This is a genomic window from Stenotrophomonas sp. 05N37, from assembly GCF_056397365.1.
Map to the genome: position 1 here is coordinate 297,970 of NZ_JBFTNG010000002.1, position 14,312 is coordinate 312,281.

15 protein-coding genes are annotated in these 14,312 nt (G+C 68.0%); 5 read left to right on the plus strand and 10 right to left on the minus strand.

The annotated features are described in order from the left end of the window. Nucleotides 1-3: 3 nt before the first annotated feature. Together AC1DGC_RS07985 and AC1DGC_RS07990 are read right to left on the minus strand one after the other, a co-directional pair. Complete coding sequence (locus tag AC1DGC_RS07985; RefSeq protein WP_478047598.1) at nucleotides 4-1,209, minus strand: endonuclease/exonuclease/phosphatase family protein; 1,206 nt, start codon at nucleotides 1,207-1,209, stop codon at nucleotides 4-6. A 37-nt stretch (nucleotides 1,210-1,246) separates the two neighbouring features. Further along, nucleotides 1,247-2,002 (minus strand): arginyltransferase, encoded by a 756-nt coding sequence (locus AC1DGC_RS07990; RefSeq protein WP_310439391.1) that lies wholly within the window; start codon nucleotides 2,000-2,002, stop codon nucleotides 1,247-1,249. Nucleotides 2,003-2,155: 153 nt separating this feature from the next. Here AC1DGC_RS07990 and AC1DGC_RS07995 point away from each other — a divergent pair, with 153 nt between their 5' ends. Then, a complete protein-coding gene (locus tag AC1DGC_RS07995; RefSeq protein ID WP_478047599.1) occupies nucleotides 2,156-2,776 on the plus strand; it encodes an EF-hand domain-containing protein in 621 nt (206 codons plus the stop codon). A 57-nt stretch (nucleotides 2,777-2,833) separates the two neighbouring features. On the opposite strand, the gene AC1DGC_RS08000 is transcribed toward AC1DGC_RS07995, so the two are convergent. From AC1DGC_RS08000 to AC1DGC_RS08015, 4 genes are all read right to left on the minus strand, one after another. Then, nucleotides 2,834-4,039 carry an RNA polymerase sigma factor gene (locus AC1DGC_RS08000; protein WP_478047600.1) on the minus strand — a complete coding sequence of 402 codons (1,206 nt, stop codon included), beginning with the start codon at nucleotides 4,037-4,039 and terminating at the stop codon, nucleotides 2,834-2,836. Nucleotides 4,040-4,192: 153 nt separating this feature from the next. Continuing rightward, nucleotides 4,193-4,705: a putative signal transducing protein gene (locus AC1DGC_RS08005; protein ID WP_394161637.1), complete on the minus strand. Its 513-nt coding sequence runs from the start codon at nucleotides 4,703-4,705 to the stop codon at nucleotides 4,193-4,195. Between the two features lies 1 nt (nucleotide 4,706). Further along, nucleotides 4,707-5,615 carry an acyl-CoA thioesterase II gene (gene tesB / locus AC1DGC_RS08010; RefSeq protein WP_259203872.1) on the minus strand — a complete coding sequence of 303 codons (909 nt, stop codon included), beginning with the start codon at nucleotides 5,613-5,615 and terminating at the stop codon, nucleotides 4,707-4,709. A gap of 252 nt (nucleotides 5,616-5,867) precedes the next feature. Continuing rightward, nucleotides 5,868-6,647 carry an enoyl-CoA hydratase/isomerase family protein gene (locus AC1DGC_RS08015; RefSeq protein ID WP_394161634.1) on the minus strand — a complete coding sequence of 260 codons (780 nt, stop codon included), beginning with the start codon at nucleotides 6,645-6,647 and terminating at the stop codon, nucleotides 5,868-5,870. 34 nt (nucleotides 6,648-6,681) lie between these two features. Here AC1DGC_RS08015 and AC1DGC_RS08020 point away from each other — a divergent pair, with 34 nt between their 5' ends. Then, nucleotides 6,682-7,128 carry a copper chaperone PCu(A)C gene (locus AC1DGC_RS08020; RefSeq protein WP_478047803.1) on the plus strand — a complete coding sequence of 149 codons (447 nt, stop codon included), beginning with the start codon at nucleotides 6,682-6,684 and terminating at the stop codon, nucleotides 7,126-7,128. Between the two features lie 203 nt (nucleotides 7,129-7,331). Here AC1DGC_RS08020 and AC1DGC_RS08025 read toward each other — a convergent pair whose 3' ends face one another. The 3 genes from AC1DGC_RS08025 to uvrA all read right to left on the minus strand — a co-directional run bounded on the left by AC1DGC_RS08025 (nucleotide 7,332) and on the right by uvrA (nucleotide 11,613). Further along, nucleotides 7,332-8,057 (minus strand): enolase, encoded by a 726-nt coding sequence (locus AC1DGC_RS08025; protein WP_478047601.1) that lies wholly within the window; start codon nucleotides 8,055-8,057, stop codon nucleotides 7,332-7,334. Between the two features lie 155 nt (nucleotides 8,058-8,212). Continuing rightward, nucleotides 8,213-8,620 carry an acyl-CoA thioesterase gene (locus tag AC1DGC_RS08030; RefSeq protein ID WP_449335202.1) on the minus strand — a complete coding sequence of 136 codons (408 nt, stop codon included), beginning with the start codon at nucleotides 8,618-8,620 and terminating at the stop codon, nucleotides 8,213-8,215. Then, nucleotides 8,620-11,613 (minus strand): excinuclease ABC subunit UvrA, encoded by a 2,994-nt coding sequence (gene uvrA / locus AC1DGC_RS08035; protein WP_259203876.1) that lies wholly within the window; start codon nucleotides 11,611-11,613, stop codon nucleotides 8,620-8,622. Before uvrA ends, AC1DGC_RS08030 begins: the two co-directional genes overlap by 1 nt. Nucleotides 11,614-11,907: 294 nt before the next feature. Between uvrA and rplU the strand changes: the two genes are divergently transcribed. The 3 genes from rplU to obgE all read left to right on the plus strand — a co-directional run bounded on the left by rplU (nucleotide 11,908) and on the right by obgE (nucleotide 13,754). Further along, a complete protein-coding gene (gene rplU, locus AC1DGC_RS08040) occupies nucleotides 11,908-12,225 on the plus strand; it encodes a 50S ribosomal protein L21 (protein ID WP_259203878.1) in 318 nt (105 codons plus the stop codon). A gap of 15 nt (nucleotides 12,226-12,240) precedes the next feature. Beyond that, nucleotides 12,241-12,501, plus strand: a complete 261-nt coding sequence (rpmA, locus tag AC1DGC_RS08045) for a 50S ribosomal protein L27 (protein WP_019184517.1) — start codon at nucleotides 12,241-12,243, stop codon at nucleotides 12,499-12,501. 200 nt (nucleotides 12,502-12,701) lie between these two features. Further along, entirely contained in the window at nucleotides 12,702-13,754 is a 1,053-nt protein-coding gene (gene obgE, locus AC1DGC_RS08050) for a GTPase ObgE (protein ID WP_259203879.1), read from the plus strand. 208 nt (nucleotides 13,755-13,962) lie between these two features. Here obgE and rpsT read toward each other — a convergent pair whose 3' ends face one another. Then, complete coding sequence (rpsT, locus tag AC1DGC_RS08055; RefSeq protein ID WP_019184515.1) at nucleotides 13,963-14,232, minus strand: 30S ribosomal protein S20; 270 nt, start codon at nucleotides 14,230-14,232, stop codon at nucleotides 13,963-13,965. Nucleotides 14,233-14,312: the final 80 nt, after the last annotated feature.

Consider the following 14,312-nt stretch of genomic DNA (forward strand, 5'->3'; position numbering starts at 1 on the left):
GGCTTACTTCACGTCCACCCACACCAGGTGATGGTCGCTGCCGTCGGCGATCTTCGCTTCCGGGCTGGTGTTGTCGGGCCAGAACACACCGCTGCCGACATAGCTGAAACCGACCGACGGCAACACGTAGTCCAGCCGCATCGTGCCGGCCTTGGGGCCGAAGTCGCCGGTGGCATGGAAGGGGGCGCCCTTGCGCACGATGCCTTTTTCCGCGTACGCCAGGCTGGTCTGCTCGGCGCCGACGCTGCGCGGGGTGGGGTAGCGCAGCACGCGCGGGTTTTCGAGCAATTCCACGATCGCTTCATGGCGGCCGTCGCCATCGGCCGGATCGTTGTTGAGGTCACCCAGGATCACGAAGCGCGCGTCCTGCGGCAGGCCGCCGCACTGGCCGCGGTCATCGCACAGCCATGGCGCGCTGCTGGCCGACAGGTAGTCCTGCCACACCCGCAGTTCGTCGTGGTTGCGCGCCGCGTTGCGCTTCTCCGGGCCGTCGAAGACCGGCGGGGTGGGGTGGGAGACCAGCGCATGCACCACGCCGTTGGGCGTCGTCACCGGCACGTCCCAATGCGACTTGGACGACAGGCGCAGCTGCGACCAGACGTGGTCGGTGTAGAACGATTTGCCGGTGCGCGGGTCGATCGGACGCAGCGCGCCGGGCATCGCGCTCCACTTGAGCAGCTGGAAGCTGCGCACCTTGGCCGCATCGATCGGGTAGCGCGACAGCACCAGCATGCCGTACTGGCCCGGGTGCAGGCCGTAGCCCCAGGCATCGTTGCCGCGCGCGCGACCGTCGCCGCCGACCTGGCCGTTGTTGTCCAGGTCCAGCCCGCTCTGCACGCCGGTATTGACCGGTGCCAGGTAGCGGTAGGCGTAATGCAGCGGCTCGCCGCCGCCGGGCTGGGCGGTTTCCAGGTAGCGCTGCTGGAACAGGTCGGCGGCGCGATGCGCGTCGTCGTAGTCGAACTCGTTGAGCAGCACCAGGTCCGGGCGGACCTGCTGCAGCACCGCGGCGATCTTGCGGGCGTGCGCGCTGTCGCCTTCCAGCTCGGCGATCAGCCCGCCGGTCTCGTCGTTGTACAGCGAGGTGTTGTAGGTGGCGATCCGCAGCGGTGCGGGGGCGGCGTCCGGCATGGCGGCGGTCTTGGCGGGGGTCTGGGCGCAGGCGCTGCAGAGCAGGGCCAGGGCAAGGATCAGGGAGTGGGCTTTCATCCGCCTATTTTGCACCCGGACGCATTGCAATGCTGGGTCAGCGCCCGTCCAGGGCGTCGTCGAAAGCATGCCAGCGGCGCCCGTCGTAGGCCTCCAGCGGGCGGAAGCGGCGCTTGTAGTCCATCTTGCGGTGGTCGCGGATCCAGTAGCCCAGGTACAGGTGCGGCAGTTGTTCGCGCCGGGCCCAGGCGATCTGCTGCAGGATCGCGAAGGTGCCCAGGCTGCGGTGGGCGTGGTCGGGGTCGAAGAAGGTGTAGACCGCCGACAGCCCCTGCGGGGTGACGTCGGTGACCGCCACCCCGAGCAGGTCGCCACGCCGGCCGGGCTGGCCGGGGGCGCGCAGCTCCATGAAGCGGCCCTGCGCCCATTGCCCGATCAGGAACTGGTCGAATTCGTGCGGGCCGTGTTCGTCCATGCCGCCCTGGGCATGCCGGTGGGTGAGGTAGCGGTGGTACAGCGCGAACTGTTCCTCGGTCTGCTCGGCCGCCACGATCCGCACCTCCAGGTCCGCGTTGCGGGCCAGGCAGCGGCGCTGGCTGCGGTCCGGGGCGAAGCGCGCCACCGGGATGCGCACCGACACGCAGGCGTGGCAGTTGGCACAGTGCGGCCGGTAGACCAGGTCGCCGGAGCGGCGGAACCCCCAGCTCAGCGCCATCGGGTAGAGGGTGCCCAGGCGCGCGTCCTGGGGATCGAGCACCAGGTCGCGCGCGGCCCGTTCCGGCCAGTAACCACAGGGGTGGTCGCCGGTCTGGAACAGTCGCAGCTCGTCGTCGCGGTCGCCGTGTATCGCCATGTGCCCAGCATAGCGCCGCGACGTCGCAGGGGGCGCGACTGTCCGCCAGATGAATATGACCGGCCCGGTTGTCAACGCCATCGCTGCCCGCGCGTTGTTACCGGTGTGGGTGCCACGCACCGCACGCCGAAACCCTACGAACCGGAGTGATCCATGCGCAATCGCAAACCCCTTCTGCTGCTGGCCCTGCTGCTGTCCACCGGCGCTGCCGGCCTGGCCGTCGCCGCCGATGCGCCGACCCCCGCCGACACGCCGGCCCGCGCCAAGCTCGACACCAATGGTGATGGTTTCATCGACCGCGCCGAAGCGGCCAAGGCGCCGCGCCTGGCCGGACAGTTCGACACGCTGGACGCGAACAAGGACGGCAAGCTCTCGCGCGATGAACTGCCGCGCTGGCACGGCAAGCGGCATGGCCGTGGCCCGGATGGCCGTGGCGGCATGATGGCCAGGCTGGACACCAACAAGGATGGCCGCATCAGCCGCGAGGAAGCCAAGGCCGACCCGCGCCTGGCTGCGCGCTTCGACCGGATGGACGTCAACAAGGATGGATACCTGGACAAGGCCGACCGCGAGCTGGGCATGAAGCAGCATCGTGATGCCTGGTTTGCCGCGGCCGACACCAACAAGGATGGCCAGCTGAGCAAGGCCGAGTTCGACGCCGCCAAGGGGCCGTTCGCCGGGCCGCGCGGCGAACATCGCGATGGCAAGCACCGCGACGGCAAGCACCGCGACGGCAAGCCGCCGATGCCGCCGAAGGCACCGGCCGCCAAGTAAGCGCTGCCGGGCAACACCCGCACACGGCGCCGGTCATGGACCGGCGCCGTGGCGTTTTCAGATCCGCCCGCTGCGCACCAGCGACCACGCGATCACACCCACCAGCAACACATTCACGCCCCACAGCGCTTCCCGCCCATACAGCGACCGGTACTTCCAGTTCGGCCCGCTGCGACCGTGGCGGGCCGCATCGCGGGCGATCATCGGCGCCATGATCCGCTGCAGCGGCATCAGGCACTGGTAGTTCACCACGCCCAGGCCGAGTGCCAGGGCGGCCAGCGGCCAGTACCAGGCCGCCTGCAGCACGCTCAGCCCCAGCACGGTCATGCAGACCACCATCGCGGTGAAAGTGCTGTAGTGCACGAAGCGGCGGATCGCCGCCTGTTCGCCCGGAGTCTCGGCGTAGGACAGCAGATAACGGCCGCCCAGGTAGCTGCCGAGCACCCCGCCGACCAGCCCGCCGAGGACTGCGCCCCAGGCGAAATCGGCGCTGATCAGGTGGCTCTGGCTGGCCGCCGCGCTCAGCGAGCCCATTGCCGCGCCCCCGGAGACGCTGGCCCCGCCCAGGCCGAGCTTGCCGGTGCCCAGCCCGGTGCCGAGCAGGATGGCCGCGCTGGCGGTGCCGGGCGCGGCCAGGATCACCATCGAGGCGACCGTGGTGGCGAAGGCCGCACCGGGCGCGCTGCTGCGCGCGAACTCGCCGAAGCGGCGCAGCATTTCCTCACGCACGCTGGCGCGGGCGCGCGACAGCCGCTTGCGCACCGCCGCATCGCTGAGCCCCAGCAGGTCGGCCACCTGCTGCGAGCGCTGGCCTTCGCGGTAGTACAGCAGCAGCGTCTCGCGGGCGTCCTCGGGCAGGGCCGAGATGATCTCTTCGGCCGCCAGTTCCTCTTCCACCCGCTGCAGGTGGTCCGGCGCGCTCGGGCCGGGGTCGGCGGCCATGCTGATGGCGATCTCGGCCGCTTCGCCGGACAGCGGCCGGCCACGGTTGGCGCGCAGCCAGTCGCGGGCCAGGTTGCGGGTGATCTGGCGCAGCCAGGGCAGGAAGCTGGACGGGTTGTGCAACTGGTTGAGCTGCTGCCACGCCTTGATGAAGGCTTCCTGGGCGATGTCCTCGCTGGCCTGCACGTCGCGGGTGATCGCCAGCGCGATCGCGGTGACGGTGTTCTGGCAGGCCAGCACGATGCGCCCATAGGACTGGGTGCAGCCGCCGGCGGCGGCCGGCAGTTCGCGTTCCAGCGTGGTGGTCAGCAGCAGCGTCATGGTGTCGTCCCCGGCGATGGTCCGAGTATGACGAGGTGCCGCGGCGAATGTGACCGGAGCGCACCCGACCGAGTGTCGGTCGTCAGCCGGCGCTGCCCGATTCCAATCGGGATCGGGCGGCGCGGGGAGCCGGCCAACGGCCGGCCCGACCGGTTACCTGGCCGGTTGGATCCTGACCCGGACTTCGTCGTCTTCCGGCGGGGCCGGCTGGGCCGGCTGCGCCGGGGCGGCGGAAGGGGCGGGCTGCGCCGTCGGGGCCGGGGCCACGGTGGGCGCGGCGCGGTGGCGCAGGACCACCACCATCGCCACCGCGGCGATCACCAGCAGCAGGCCGATGCGGATCCGCCAGGCCCAGTTGCGGCGCGGGGCCACCTCGCCCACCTGGTCGCGGAAGGCGAACTCGGCGATGGGGTGGTCGCGGCGGGTGGTTTCCAGCAGGCGCGCGTCGCGCAGGATCTCGCGCGCGCGTGGCTGGTCGTCGGCGTGCACCACCCACAGGGTGGGGTGGGTAGTGGCCTTGCTGGTGTCCAGGTAGCTGAACTGGCTGCCGCGCTTGCTGTGGTACGAGCGACCATTGGTGATGCGCACGTCGATGCCGGCATCGCGCAGCAGCGTGGCCACGCCTTCCACGGTTTCCACGCGCTGGCTGCTGAAAATCTGTCTCATGTCAGTCCTTGGCCGGTACGGCGGCGGCCGCGTCGCTGTCGGGCACCACGCGGATCAGGCCTTCCTGCGCGGTGCTGGCCACCAGCAGGCCGTCGCGGGTGAAGAACTGGCCGCGCGCCAGGCCGCGTGAATCCTGCGCGCTGGGGCTGTCCAGCGAGTAGAGCAGCCAGTCGTCGGCGCGGAACGGGCGGTGGAACCAGATCGCATGGTCGAGCGAAGCCATCTGCACGTGCGGCTGGTAGTAGCTGATGCCGTGCGGGAAGGTGGCGGTGCCGAGCAGGTGGAAGTCCGAGGCGTAGGCGAGCAGCGCCTGGTGCAGCTCGGGCGCATCGCCCACGGTCTCGTTCAGGCGCAGCCAGACCTGGTGGTAGGGCGGGCGCTTGGGCGGGTTGAGCTCATCGCGCGGGTACACGTGGCGGAACTCGAACGGGCCGCCCCGCGACAGCCAGCGCTGCACCTTGATCGGCAGCCGCTCGAGCACCTCCGGCGGCAGCGGGCGGTTGGGTTCGATGTCTTCCGGCTGCGGCACCTCGGGCATCTTGTGCTGGTGTTCGGCACCGCTCTCGGCCTGCTGGAAGGAGGCCGCGCAGAAGAAGATCACCTTGCCGTGCTGGATCGCGGTGACCCGGCGCACCGAGAAACTGCCGCCATCGCGGGTGCGGTCCACGTCGTAGACGATCGGGTGGTCGATGTTGCCGGCGCGCAGGAAGTAGGCATGCAGCGAATGCACGTGGCGACCGTTGTCCACGGTGGCCTGCGCCGCCGACAGCGCCTGGCCCAGCACCTGGCCGCCAAACACGTACTTGGTCCCGATGTCGCGGCTCTGGCCGCGGAACAGGTTGTCTTCCAGGCGTTCGAGCGTGAGCAGGTCGATCAGCTCGGAGACGACGGGTTCGTGCGTGTCGGACAAGGGAAGCAACCTGGGGTGGGCGGATGCAAATTATAGGGTAGTGCCGGCCCAGGGCCGCATGACGGCAGTGCATTGGCGCTGCCGCCCCCACGGGCCACTACGCCACCGCGGGGCCCTTCCATTGCCATGCAAGCCCCGCTGCTTCGCGGTCGCCCCCTGTCCCCGCGGGCGTGCGCCACGCAGGTGCGCGCCACGCTGCGGCGCGTGATTGGCGGCGGCGTGGTTGCGGGCCACGGGCCGGCACGACCGGGTTCAGGCCTTGCCGAGCCTGGCCGCCAGCGTGTGCAGCGCCTGCTGGGCATCCGGGGCGTACCAGGCGTCGACGAAGCGGTCGAGCTGGATCAGGTCGGCGTGCAGGGCGTCGTGCAGGTCGGCGCGGGCGATCGCGCGGGTCAGCAGCATCGGCTGGCGGGGCAGCTTGAGCAGGCGCTGCAGCCACGCCAGCGCGCGCGGCACCACCTGGGCGGCGTCGGCCAGTTCGTCCACCAGCCCGATCTCCAGCGCACGCTCGGCCGGCACCATCTCCCCGCCTACCAGCAACTGGGTGGCACGGTGGTGGCCGACCACGCGGCGCATCAGGCGCTGGATGCCTTCGGGAGCCACCAGGCCCACCTGGACCTCGTTCAGGCCGATCACGGTCGGCTGGGCGGGGTCCGGGCTGCGCGCCAGGATCCGGTAATCGCAGCACAGCGCCAGCACGCAGCCGCCGGCCGGGGCATGCCCGGTCAGCGCAGCCACCACCGGCACGCGGCATTCGGCCAGGGTACGCACGGCGCCGAAGAAGGCCTGCCAGCTGTCGAGCAGCTTGTGTTTGTCCTCGCCATGGCCGAGCAGGTGCGGCACGTCCATGCCGGCGCTGAAGATGCGCTCGCTGCCCGACAGCACGATGCCGTGCGCGTCATCGGCCATGGCCTGGTTGATCGCGTGGATCAGGTGGCGGCACAGCTCGGTGTCCAGTGCGTTGACCGGCGGGCGCGCCAGCCGCAGTTCGCGGATGGGGCCATGGTTGATCACCTCGATAAGCGTCGTCATGCTGCGATCTCGTTGCGGACAGGGAACTGAGGCGATGATAACCAAACCATTCGCGGGCGTATTGTTGGGCCTGTGTGCGTTCGCAACATCGGCCATGGCGGCCGAACCAGCCTGCGTGTCGGTGCACGAGGGCTGGGTACGGCTGCCGCCGGGGGCGATGCCGATGGCGGCCGGCTACGGGAAGATCCGCAACGACTGCCGCACGGCGGTGGTGGTGGTTGGCGCCGGCAGCAAGGCGTTCGGAGACGTGTCGCTGCATGAAACGACGCTGGTGGAGGGCATCAGCCGCATGCGCGAAGTGGAGCGGCTGCCGATTGCGGCCGGCGCCACGGTCGAGCTGAAACCCGGTGGCCTGCACCTGATGCTGATGCACCCGGAGGTGCCGCTCGCGAAGGGCGGGCAGGTGCCGCTGCGCTTGAGCCTGGAAGACGGCCGCAAGGTGGACGGGCAGTTGATGGTGCGTAGCGGTGAGCCGCGCTGAGCGGGCGTCGGCGGGAGGTGCCGAGCATGGCTCGGCACTACCGGTGGGTATCACGTGTCGCGTGGCCTTCGCGCTTCACCATCGGTAGCGCCGAGGGCATCGCGAGGCGCGACCGTCATGCGTTGCCGGTCATGCGCCTCACGCGCTGCATCGGGTAGCGCCGAGCCATGCTCGGCTGCCTTGCATACCCGGGACGCGTGCGGTTATGTCCAGTCGTAGGAGAACAGCACCGTGCGGCTCTCAGGTTCGTACAGCATCACGATGGCATCGGCGCCCGCCGCGCACCAGTTGTAACCGGCTACTTCGGCGACCGCGAAGAACGGCTTGCCGTCGCGGGTGATGCGCACGTTCTCGGCATCGTCAGGCCGGTGGCGGTCGTACATCGCCGGGTCCAGTGCGATCTCGAAGGCCGTCGGGATCGCCGCGGTCTCGGTCCAGTTGCCGCCGGAAATCTGCCCGCCAAGCCTGTCCAGGTACGCCTGCTCGCCCGGCTCGCCATCGCCATAGCGCGAATAGCTGGCCAGGCGGCCGTGGGTCTGGAAATAGGCGTGTGCCTTCGCGTAACTGTCGCGCATCTCGGCGATGTGCTCCACCGCGTCGCTGTCCTGGACCTGGTCGCCGATGAAGTAGCCCGCGTCGCCGAGGAAGCGCATGCGGTTGTCGGTGGTCAGTTCGAATGCGATCCAGTTGGTGCCGGTGAACGCATTGTGGTGTTCTTCGGTCTCTTCGCCGATGCAGCCTTCATACGGCTCGATCGGGCACAGCATCGTGGCCACGGTGCCGGCCAGTTCCGGCCGCAGGATGCCCAGATCGATGCCGATCAGCGGCAGCAGGTGCTGGGCCAGCCACGGTTGCTCCTGGGGAAAAACGTCGACGGGGAACGGCGTCATTCCCGGAAGACGTGTGCGGATGTCAGTCTGGTCGAACATGGCAGTCCTTTGAACTATCTGGCGGCTGTAGTGCCGGCCGTTGGCCGGCAACCACGCACATCTATCCGATGCGATGGAGCTGCCGGCCGTTGGCCGGCAACCACGCACATCCATCCGATGCGATGAAGGTGCCGGCTGTCGGCCGGCACGACCCCTTAGCTTGACGCGGTGCGGATCGCCTCCGGCAATGGTGCGCTCTTGCCGGTCTGCGTATCCATCCACACCACCACGACGTTGCCGTCCGAGTACAGCGTGGCGTCGTCGTTCTGGTCCACGATGCGGTGGCCGATGGTCACGCTGCTGTTGCCCAGCCGTTCGACGAACAGCTCCACCACGATGTCGTTGGGCCACACGATCGGCAGGCGGTAGTTGACGTTGGTCGCCGCCACCACCGGCGCGATGCGGTCGGTCATCGACACGCCGTCCACGCCCAGCATCCAGCGCACGCGCGCTTCTTCCAGGTAGGAAATGTACTTGGCGTTGTTGACGTGGCCCATGCTGTCCATGTCGCGCCAGCGCACGCTGATCGGCACGCGGGCGAGGATCTTGTGTTCGCTACTCATCAGGCGTCCTTCTTCTTCTTGCTGGCCGGGCTGGTCTTGCTGGCCTTGCCGGTGGTCTTGGCGGCGGCCGCCTTCTTGGCCGGCTTCTCCGGCTTGGCCTTGCGCGGCGGTCGTGCGTCCGGCTTGTTGGCGGTCGCGGCCGGGCGCTCCGGGCGGGCGCGGGTGGAGGGCAGCATCTTGGCCAGGAACTGGCCGGTGTACGAGGTCGGGCAGGCCGCCACGTCTTCCGGCGTGCCGGTGACGAGGATGGTGCCACCGCGGTGGCCGCCTTCCGGACCCAGATCGACGATCCAGTCGGCGGTCTTGATCACGTCCAGGTTGTGCTCGATCACCACCACCGTGTTGCCCTCGTCGCGCAGCTTGTGCAGCACGCCAAGCAGCGCCTCGATGTCATGGAAATGCAGGCCGGTGGTCGGCTCGTCCAGGATGTACAGGGTGCGGCCGGTATCGCGACGCGACAGCTCCTTGGACAGCTTCACGCGCTGCGCTTCACCGCCGGACAGCGTGGTCGCGCTCTGGCCCAGCTTGATGTAGCTCAGGCCCACGTCGACCAGCGTTTCCAGCTTGCGCGCGATGCTGGGCACCGGCTCGAACAGCTTCAGCGCATCTTCGACGGTCATCTGCAGCACGTCGTTGATGTTGTAGCCCTTGTACAGGATCTCCAGCGTTTCGCGGTTGTAGCGCTTGCCGTGGCAGACATCGCAGGGCACGTACACGTCCGGCAGGAAGTGCATCTCCACCTTGATCAGGCCATCGCCCTGGCACGCTTCGCAACGGCCGCCGCGCACGTTGAAGCTGAAGCGCCCCGGCGAATAACCCCGCGCACGCGCTTCGGGCACCTGTGCGTACAGCTCGCGCAACGGCGTGAACAGGCCGGTATAGGTGGCCGGGTTGGAGCGTGGCGTGCGACCGATCGGCGACTGGTCGATGTCCACCACCTTGTCGAACAGGTCCAGGCCCTCGACCTCCTTGTACGGCGCGATCGGGTGCGAGGAGCCGTTGATCTCGTTGGCGGCCAGCGAGAATAGGGTGTCGTTGATCAGGGTCGACTTGCCCGAGCCGGACACGCCGGTGATGCAGGTCAGCAGCCCCGACGGAATGTCCAGGTCCACGCCCTTGAGGTTGTTGCCGCTGGCACCGCGCAGGTGCAGGGTCATCTTCGGGTTGGGCGTGTGCCGGCGCGCCGGGATCTCGATGGCACGCTTGCCCGACAGGTACTGGCCGGTCAGCGAACGTGGCGAATCCAGGATGTCCTGCAGGGTGCCCTGGCCGACGATTTCGCCGCCATGCACGCCCGCACCCGGACCGATGTCCAGCACGTAGTCGGCCAAGCGGATCGCATCTTCGTCATGCTCGACCACGATCACCGTGTTGCCCAGGTCACGCAGGCGGGTGAGGGTGCCGAGCAGGCGTTCGTTGTCGCGCTGGTGCAGGCCGATGGACGGCTCGTCGAGCACGTACATCACCCCGACCAGGCCGGCGCCGATCTGCGACGCCAGCCGGATGCGCTGGGCTTCGCCACCGGAGAGGGTGTCGGCCTTGCGCTCCAGGGTGAGGTAATCCAGGCCCACGTCGACCAGGAAGCCCAGCCGCTCGCCGATTTCCTTGACGATCTTGCCGGCGATCTCGCCGCGCCAGCCGGGCAGGGTCATCTCGCTGAAGAACTTCAGCGCGTCGTCGATCGGCAGCACCACCAGTTCCGGCAGCGCACGGTCGGCGACGAAGACGTTGCGCGCGGCCCTGTTCAGGCGCTGGCCGTTGCACTCGGGGCAGTTGCGCTCGCTGATGTACTTGGCCAGCTCCTCGCGCACCGCCGAGGATTCGGTCTCCTTGTAGCGGCGCTCCAGGTTCGGAATGATGCCCTCGAAGCGATGCTTGCGCTGGGTGCGGCCGCCGGCCTCGGTGAAGTAGGTGAAGGTGATCGTCTCCTCGCCGCTGCCGTACAGCACCGCCTGGCGCACATCGTCGGGCAGGCTCTGCCACGCCGCGTCCACGTCGAACTTGTAGTGCTTGGCCAGCGAAGCGATCAGCTGGAAATAGTAGGCGTTGCGGCGGTCCCAGCCGCGCACGGCACCGGCCGACAGCGACAGTTCCGGGTGCACCACCACGCGCGAGGGATCGAAGAACTCGGCCATGCCGAGGCCATCGCAGCCCGGGCAGGCGCCGACCGGCGAGTTGAACGAGAACAGGCGCGGCTCCAGCTCGGGCAGCGAGTAATCGCACACCGGGCAGCTGTACTTGGACGAGAACAGGTGCGCGGGCGCATCCTCCACGTCCAGCGACTGCACCGAGACCATGCCGTCGCCGAGCTTCAGCGCGGTCTCGAAACTCTCGGCCAGGCGCTGCTTGATGTCTTCGCGCGGCCGGAAGCGGTCGATCACCGCCTCGATGGTGTGCTTCTGGCGCAGCGCCAGCGGCGGTACCGCGTCGATTTCATGCAGGGTGCCGTCCACGCGCACCCGCACGAAACCCTGCGCGCGCAGCTGGTCGAACACCTGGGCATGTTCGCCCTTGCGTTCGCGGATGACCGGGGCCAACAGCATGTAGCGCTGTTCCGGATCCAGGGTGAGCACGTGGTCCACCATCTGGCTGACCGTCTGCGCCTCCAGCGGGTAGCCGTGGTCGGGGCAGCGCGGGCTGCCGACGCGGGCGTACAGCAGGCGCAGGTAGTCGTAGATCTCGGTGATCGTGCCCACGGTGGAACGCGGGTTGTGCGAGGTCGACTTCTGCTCGATCGAGATGGCCGGGGACAGGCCCTCGATGTGGTCCAGGTCCGGCTTTTCCATCACGCTGAGGAACTGCCGGGCATAGGCCGACAGCGACTCCACGTACCGGCGCTGGCCTTCGGCGTAGATGGTGTCGAAGGCCAGCGAGGACTTGCCCGAGCCGGACAGGCCGGTGATGACAATGAGCTTGTCGCGGGGCAGGTCGAGATCGATGTTCTTGAGGTTGTGCGTCCGCGCGCCGCGGATGCGGATGAAATCCATCGCCATGGGGGATCCGTTGTGGGGCTTCGGCTCTGGGAGCCGGCAAGCGGGTGGGGCAATCGGAAACGGCAATCGGTCAGCCTACCGAGCTTGGGATTTGGGGGCAATCGGCGACTTTGCCAGCCCTGTGTCTCACCTTTTGAGACCCGGAGGGGCCGTACCTGAACGGGATTCAGCCCCGGACTGGCCAGAGTGGGGGGTGACTTGACCCGACCCGGCCCCAGTCATTAAAATCCCGCTTCTGTCCGCCCTCGATGGCGGCAGTCCATAGACCACAATAACTACAGAGGAAGTCTGGTCATGTACGCAGTACTGGTAACCGGCGGTAAGCAATACCGCGTGGCGCAGGGCGAAACGCTCCGCGTCGAAAAGCTCGAAGCCGACGTTGGCAACGAGATCACGTTCGACACCATCCTGATGCTGGGCGACAGCGACGGTATCAAGATCGGCGACGCGCTGAGCGGCGCTTCGGTCACCGCCAAGGTCGTGTCCCAGGGTCGTGCTGACAAGGTCCGGATCATCAAGTTCCGTCGCCGCAAGCACCACATGAAGCGCCAGGGTCACCGTCAGTACTACACCGAAATCGAGATCACCGGCATCGCCGGTGGCAGTAAGTAATCAAGGAGACCAGTCATGGCACATAAAAAGGGCGTAGGCTCATCGCGCAACGGTCGCGACTCCAACCCGAAGTACCTCGGCGTCAAGATCTTCGGTGGCCAGGCCATCGATGCCGGCAACATCATCGTGCGTCAGCGCGGCACCCAGTTCCACCCGGGTACCGGCGTTGGCCTCGGTCGTGACCACACCCTGTTCGCGCTCGTCGACGGCAAGGTGGAGTTCTCGGTCAAGGGCCCGAAGAAGCGTCGTACCGTCAGCGTCGTCGCCGAAGCCTGATCTTCGCGATACGCAGGCGCCCACGCCTAGCGCGTGGGGCCGCTGACGAAAGCCCCGCTTCGGCGGGGTTTTTGTTTTTTGTTTTTGTTCGACCATGCGCGGGGATCCTTCCCGCCGCCGTCCACGGATCGTACCGGGGACGTTAGACTCTGCGGTCGGGCGCATCCGCTGCCTGCCGCCTCCAGTTGGCATCCAGAATCATGAAACTTGTAGACGAAGCAGAAATCCAGGTCACCGCCGGCAATGGCGGCAACGGCTGCGTCGGTTTCCGTCGCGAGAAGTTCATTCCGCTGGGCGGCCCGGACGGTGGCGATGGCGGCAATGGCGGCAACGTGTGGATCCGCGCCGATGCCAACCTGAACACCCTGGTCGACTTCCGCCACGAGCGCATCTTCAAGGCGCAGCGCGGCGAGAACGGCATGGGCCGGCAGGCGTACGGCAAGGGCGGCGAAGACCTGGTCATCACCGTGCCGGTCGGCACCGTGGTGATGAACGTGGCCACCGATGAAGTCATCGGCGACCTGACCCAGCACGACGATCGCCTGTTGGTGGCCAAGGGCGGCCGCGGCGGCCTGGGCAACATGCACTTCAAGAGCTCCACCAACCGCTCGCCGCGCCAGGCGCTGCCGGGCGAAGAGGGTGAAGAGCGCCTGCTCAAGCTGGAGTTGAAGCTGCTGGCCGACGTGGGCCTGCTGGGCTTCCCCAATGCCGGCAAGAGCACCCTGATCCGTGCCGTGTCCGCCGCCACCCCGAAAGTGGCCGATTACCCCTTCACCACCCTGTACCCGAACCTGGGCGTGGTGCGTGTCGAGAATTACCGCAGCTTCGTGATCGCCGACATTCCCGGCCTGATCGAAGGTGCCGCCGACGGTGCCGGCCTGGGCGCGCAGTTCCTGCGCCACCTGCAGCGCACCCGCCTGCTGCTGCACCTCGTGGATATCTCCCCGATGGAAGGTGGCGTGGACGGCGTGTCGCCGATCGAGCAGGTGCGTGCGATCGAGCGCGAGCTGGAGAAGCATGACCCGGAGCTGCTGGACAAGCCGCGCTGGCTGGTGCTGAACAAGGCCGACCTGATGTTCGAGGACGAGGCCAAGGTGGCCGCCGAGAAGATCGTCGCCGAGCTGGGCTGGACCCAGCCGTGGTACCTGGTCTCGGCGCTGGGCCGCGAAGGCACCTGGCCGATCATGACCAACATCATGGCCTTCTTCGACCGCCAGAAGGAAGATGAGGCGCAAGCGCGCGATGCGTACTGAGCGCACCCGAGCGCCCCTGAAAAACCCGGCTGCGGCCGGGTTTTTCTGTGGTGCCGCCGGGGCGGGGTCGCGCCAGGCGCGGCGGCTGCCAGCTGTGCGCGTCGGCCTGGAATGGCGGGCAACAAAAAACCCGGCCGGAGCCGGGTCTTTTCCTGCGGCTGGGTCGAAGCCACGCTTGGCGTGGCTCTACGACACCCGCAGCGCCGGATCAGGCGGCCTTGATGGCCTTGATGCGCGCGGTCAGGCGGCTCTTGTGGCGAGCAGCCTTGTTCTTGTGGATCAGACCACGCGAGCTGAAACGGTCGAGGATCGGCTGGGCAACAGCGAAGGCTGCCTCGGCGCCGGCGGCGTCATTGGCATCCAGAGCCTTGATCACCTTCTTGACAGCGGTGCGCAGCATCGAACGCTGAGCCGTATTGCGCGCGTTGCGCACGACGGTCTGCTTGGCGCGCTTCTTGGCGGACTTGATATTGGCCACAGTGGTGGTTTCCTGAAAAATCGGTGTAATGGGAACAGCAAGCTGGAAAGTATGATGGCTCGAAAAATGTACGTCAAGTC